This is a genomic window from Chitinophaga sp. (genome assembly GCF_035761305.1).
Taxonomy (GTDB): domain Bacteria; phylum Bacteroidota; class Bacteroidia; order Chitinophagales; family Chitinophagaceae; genus Chitinophaga.
In genome coordinates this window covers 1-3,043 of sequence record NZ_DASTRI010000154.1, presented here as the reverse complement: position 1 = coordinate 3,043, position 3,043 = coordinate 1, and the positions used below count along the sequence as shown (strand labels likewise).

Here is a 3,043-nt window from a genome sequence, read left to right as displayed (position 1 = left end):
CATCCCGGAGGGGAACAAACATTTAACACCCGCATACAGGTGCGGCTGGCATAGTCTTTGGATTTTCATTCCTGTATAACCAATTGTTCACCATAAATTTTAATGTTATGGATAAGTTACAAATCAAAGGGTCATGGAATGAGATTAAAGGACGTTTGAAACAACAGTATGCCGACCTTACCGACGACGATCTGTTATATGAAGAAGGCCAGGAAGACCGTTTAATCGGCAACCTTCAGAAGAAATTGGGTAAAACCCGCGAAGAAGTAATTGACATGTTACGATAGTAACTGTCACTTAAAAGGGTGCAATTTCCCGGAATAAAAAAATCCTCCTGTACCGGGAGGATTTTTTGTTTTTTTTAACAACTTGATGGCTACCTTGTTTATATTAATACCCTATAGTATACCTTTTAGAAACCAATAAAATATGCATATAAGTAAATACCTCAGCGCATTGATACTTTGCAGTATAATGCTGCTGGCGGTGCAGCAGCTGCGGGCGCAGGCCCAGTTAACCCTCACCGGTCAGTTAACAGATAAGGATAACAACCTGGTATTGCCTTACGCCACCATTATTAATAAAACCACCGGTAAAAGAGCTACTACAGACCAGGGCGGCTTTTACCGCATTACTGCAAAGCCCCACGACCTGATTGTTTTTACCTTTATTGGCTACCGTTCAGATAGTTTGGTAGTATCTGCCGCCCCTGCTGCTACCGTTACGCATAATGTGCAGCTGGAGGTGGAGAACAAAATGCTGCGCAGTGTAGAAGTAACGGCCCAGTACACGCCTTACCAGCTGGACTCGATTGAACGCCGCAATCAATACCGTTTTATACTCGACAAGGAAAATACCCACCTGGCCGGCGATAATACGCCCCAGGGCTTTGGAATAACTTTTAGCCCCTTTACCCGTTTTTCCAGGAGAGAAAAGCAGAAAAGAAAGTTCAAGGAAATATATGAAAAGGCAGAGGAGCAAAGGTACATTGACTCGCGTTATACGCCTTTGCTGGTTAGCCAGGTAACCGGCCTGAAAGGCGACTCGCTGCAGCTTTTTATGCACGATAATATACCCGAATATAACGATGTGCGCATGATGCGCCGGGAGGACCTGATATACTGGATCAGCGGCAAGTACAGGGAGTGGAAAAAGAAGTAATGAATAATTAAGAGTGAATAATTAATAACCTGCCGGCATCCGGAAAATATAAAAGGCTACACTGTTGTCAGCGTAGCCTTTTAATTTATTCAAGGCCAATTATTATTCGACCATTAATATCACCTGTCACACACCGATCACCCTCATTATTAATTATTCACTCTTAATTATTAATTATACACTTTTACCATGTACACAAAATCTTCCAGCTTCTTGATCTGGTCAACCCGGCTCATCGTTCCCATGTGATTATTTTTACGGCTCCATTCCCGGCGGGGCAGCTTTTCCCGGGGCATTTCATCCAGCAGGCGTTTCAGGTGCGCTGATTTTACGGCAAAAGCAATACCATCGGAGGTGGTTTGTTTGCCGGTAATAATACCTACTATATTGCCTTCGCTATCCATTAGCGGGGCGCCGCTGTTGCCGGGGTTTACCGGTATAGATACCTGGTAGGCCACGGTATCGCCGTTAAAGCCTGTTTGTGCGCTGATGTAGCCTTTGCCGTATACAATTTCATCGCGGGGGTAACCCATGGTAAACACTTCTTCGCCCAGGTTCACCGGCTGCGGTTTCAGGGAGTAGGGCAGGGGCAGGCTTTTAAAGGTGCTGTCGGCTATTTTAAGAATAGCCAGGTCGCTGGATATGTCTTCAAAAACGCTGCTGGCCTTATATGCTTCGCCTTTATTATTCTGCACATAAACTGAATCGGCGCCGGCCACTACATGGTAGTTGGTAATGATATAGCCGTTGGTGGAAATAGCAAAACCGGTACCGCCGTAGGTGCCCGGGTTGGCCGGTGCTTTTTTGCCGCTGTTCATATTGCTGATCAGCGCATTCTGGGAGCGCTGAATGTTATTCAGCACCCTTCTTACATCCTCATACTGGGCAGTGGTTTTTTGTTTGGCGGCACGCTGCATAACGGCAATGGTGCTCAGGGAGGTTACCAGGGCTATGCAGGCGGCGGCTGCGAGGTTGGTAAGTATGCGCCTGCGCGGGTACGATGTGCTTTTACGTACGGGGGTTATCGTTTGCGGGCGGGAAGTAGCTATATGTTGATGTATACGGTCCATCTGCTGCTGCAGCTCAGTGCGCCGGCCGTATTGTTGTAAAGTTTGCAGGAACAGCTGCTGTTCTTCCACCTGGGCATTCAGCACGGGGTCTGCCTGCAGGCGTTGCTCAAAAGCGGCCCTGTCGGCGTCGCTGAGCTGCCCTTCCAGGTAGCCTTCTATTTCCTGTAATAATTGTATCTGATCTTTCATCACCGTTCCTTTATTATTTATTAATGAAGTGGTCGTATTAATTGGTTACTGGGTTTTATATTGATCAAAGAACAGCTTTTTAAGCCGCATGAGGCATTTGTATTTCTGGTTTTTGGCGTTTTCCGCGTTGGTATAGCCAAACTTTTCAGCAATTTCCTGCATTGAGCGTTTATGCAGGTAGTAATCGGATAACAGGGTTTTACAGGGCTCGCCCAGGGTACCCATGGCTTTTTGCATTATCCGGAACTGTTCGTCCTTTTTTTCATGCTCCTCCAGGGTATCTTCCAGCGGCAGGTGCTCTTCCATGCCATCGGAAAGCCCTATCCAGGTGTTACCCTGTAGTTTCTTCAACCACAGGCGGCGGCATACGGCATATAAAAAGGTTTTCAGCTTGCTGTACAGGTCAAAATTGCCCTGCTGTACCTTTTCATATAATATAATAACAGCCTCCTGGAAAAGATCTTTTGCGTCATCCTCCGACCCGTTGTTCAGCTGCACCATCCTTGCTATTACCGGGAAATTCTCTAAATAAATGATTTCCAGTGCTTTGTCGTCATTACGAGCCAACCCTTGCAGTAATTCCCTATCCCTTGTTATGTTTAGATGATCACTCACTTATTTAA

The 3,043-nt window shown here is 46.1% G+C and carries 4 protein-coding genes; 2 read left to right on the top strand and 2 right to left on the bottom strand.

Features of this window, described 5'->3' with window-relative positions:
• Positions 1 to 107 precede the first annotated feature (107 nt).
• Entirely contained in the window at positions 108 to 287 is a 180-nt protein-coding gene (locus VFS25_RS13460; protein ID WP_326462672.1) for a CsbD family protein, read from the top strand.
• Between the two features lie 142 nt (positions 288 to 429).
• Entirely contained in the window at positions 430 to 1,161 is a 732-nt protein-coding gene (locus VFS25_RS13455; protein ID WP_326462671.1) for a carboxypeptidase-like regulatory domain-containing protein, read from the top strand.
• Between the two features lie 170 nt (positions 1,162 to 1,331).
• Here the strand turns inward: VFS25_RS13455 and VFS25_RS13450 are convergent, their stop codons facing one another.
• Both VFS25_RS13450 and VFS25_RS13445 read right to left on the bottom strand, forming a co-directional pair.
• Entirely contained in the window at positions 1,332 to 2,420 is a 1,089-nt protein-coding gene (locus VFS25_RS13450; protein ID WP_326462670.1) for a serine protease, read from the bottom strand.
• Positions 2,421 to 2,465: 45 nt separating this feature from the next.
• Positions 2,466 to 2,987: a sigma-70 family RNA polymerase sigma factor gene (locus VFS25_RS13445; RefSeq protein ID WP_326462669.1), complete on the bottom strand. Its 522-nt coding sequence runs from the start codon at positions 2,985 to 2,987 to the stop codon at positions 2,466 to 2,468.
• Positions 2,988 to 3,043: the final 56 nt, after the last annotated feature.

Bases quoted from the DNA above. Each gene is read 5' to 3' on its own strand.
- VFS25_RS13460 (WP_326462672.1), top strand. From the start codon at position 108: ATGGATAAGTTACAAATCAAAGGGTCATGGAATGAGATTAAAGGACGT.
- VFS25_RS13455 (WP_326462671.1), top strand. From the start codon at position 430: ATGCATATAAGTAAATACCTCAGCGCATTGATACTTTGCAGTATAATG.
- VFS25_RS13450 (WP_326462670.1), bottom strand. From the start codon at position 2,420: ATGAAAGATCAGATACAATTATTACAGGAAATAGAAGGCTACCTGGAA.